The 2,089-nt window shown below is 65.3% G+C and carries 1 protein-coding gene; it reads left to right on the top strand.

Annotation, left to right across the window (positions count from 1 at the left end):
- The coding region (locus ACU5AP_RS16170; protein ID WP_446681550.1) for a TonB-dependent receptor plug domain-containing protein at positions 1 to 2,089 on the top strand (2,089 nt) is incomplete at both ends.

Raw genomic sequence — 2,089 nt, 5'->3', positions numbered from 1 at the left:
CAACGGCTATGGCACGGCGCAGGTGAACCTGCGCGGCCTGGGCATCAACCGGACCCTGACGCTGATCAACGGGCGTCGCGTGGTCAACGGCGGCACCGGCGCCAACAGCGCCCCCGACCTGAACATGATCCCGACTCCGATCATCGCCCGCATGGACGTGCTGAAGGACGGGGCCTCGGCCATCTATGGCGCGGACGCCGTGGCCGGGGTGGTGAACATCATCACCGTCAACGGCTATGAAGGCCTGAAGGTGTCGGGCAAGTACGGCATCACCGACGAAGGCGACGGTCAGGATGTGACCTTCGACGTCCTGTGGGGCATCAAGAATGACCGGGGCAGCGTCACCGCCGCCCTGACCTATCAGAAGTCCGAGGAAGTGAACCTGGCCAGCCGTGCGCCCTGCGGCCTGGGCGAGGTCAACGGCGCCCTGACCTGCCTCTCCAGCTCGACGACGCCGGGCGGCCGCGCGGTCCTGCCGAACGGGCAGATGATCAACTTCAACCAGACGCCGGGCGGGGACGGCGACTTCTACGAGCCGTACAGCCCCGCCAAGCACAACCACAACTCGAACGTCTATTTGAACGCGTCTTCGCCGATCGAACGCTTCAGCACGGCTGTGCTGGCCGACTATCGGTTGACCGACAAGGTCAGTCTGTTCGGCGAACTGTTCTTCACGCACCGCGAAAGCAACCAGATGGCGGCGCCGGGCGCCCTGCGCAACATCGCCATCGCGGCCGACAACCCGACCAACCCCACCGGCGAGGATCTGATGCTGATCCGTCGCCTGCTGGTCGAGCCGGGCCAACGCCAGTTCTTCCAGGAAACGGACACCTACCGCTTTGTCGGCGGCGCGCGCGGCGACATCGTCGGCGACTGGACCTGGGAAGCCGCCGCCAACTGGGGCCGCAACACCGGCGTCGACGGCATGACCAACATCGTCAATCTGCAACGGCTGGGCGATACGCTGAACACCTCGCTGTGTAGTTCCGCGCCGGGTGCCGCCGTCCCGTGCGGCGACTATCTGGGCGTGGGCGACGTCAGCCAGGAGGTGCTCGACTACATTCTGTTCAACTCGCGCGACACGGGCGGCAACGAGCAGAAGAGCTTCACCTTCGACGTCAGCGGCACGGTCATGGAACTGCCCGCCGGTTCGCTCGCGATGGCGGCGGGACTGGTCTATCGCGAAGAGAAGGGCTGGCGCGACCCTGACGCCCTGACGGTGCTGGGCTACGCCAACACCAACCAGCAGGATCCGATCGCGGGCGAGACCAAGGCCAAGGAAGCCTATGTCGAACTGTCGGCGCCGCTGCTGAGCGATCTGCCGTTCGTGCAGCGGCTCGAGCTGGACGGGGCGGTCCGTTACTCGGACTATGACATGTTCGGCGGCAATACGACCTATAAGCTGGGCCTGAACTGGTCGGTGGTGGACAGCCTGCGTCTGCGCGCCACCTACGGCACCGGCTTCCGCATTCCCAGCGTGCCGGAACTGTTCGGCGGCGTGGCCGAGGGCAATCTGACCACGACCGATCCGTGCAGTCGTTACAACACGAGCGGCGACGCCGTCCTGATCGCCAACTGTGCGGCCTCGGGCGTTCCGGCGGGCTATGTGCAGATGGGCACCACCATCCTGACCACGGTTGGCGGCAATGAGAATCTGAAGCCTGAAAGCACCGAGACCCTGACCCTGGGCTTGGTGTGGCAGCCGACGCAGATCAGCGGCCTGACGCTGACGGCCGACTATTTCGACATCAAGGTCGAGGACGCCATCCGCTCCATCCCCGGTTCGACCAGGCTGGCGATCTGCTATGCGACGCCGAACATGGACCACCCGTTCTGCAAGCCGGACAGCTTCACCCGCAATCCGCTGACGGGCGAAGTGAACTATCTGTCGGCCCAGCCCTCCAACACGGGCCTGGAGACGATGAAGGGCGTGGACATCGGCGTGCGCTACGCCTTCGACATCGGCCAGCGTCGCGCGAGCCTGGACTGGAACACCACCTATCTGGACGAATACGTCATCACGCCTTTCGAGGGCGGCGATCCGATCATCTTCGACGGTCACATCGGCGGCGGCAACGGCGGCTATCCG

The sequence above is a fragment of the Brevundimonas sp. RM1 genome (assembly GCF_052907225.1).
The sequence above is the reverse complement of the archived record's forward strand: the minus strand, read 5'-3'. Positions and strand labels throughout refer to the sequence as shown.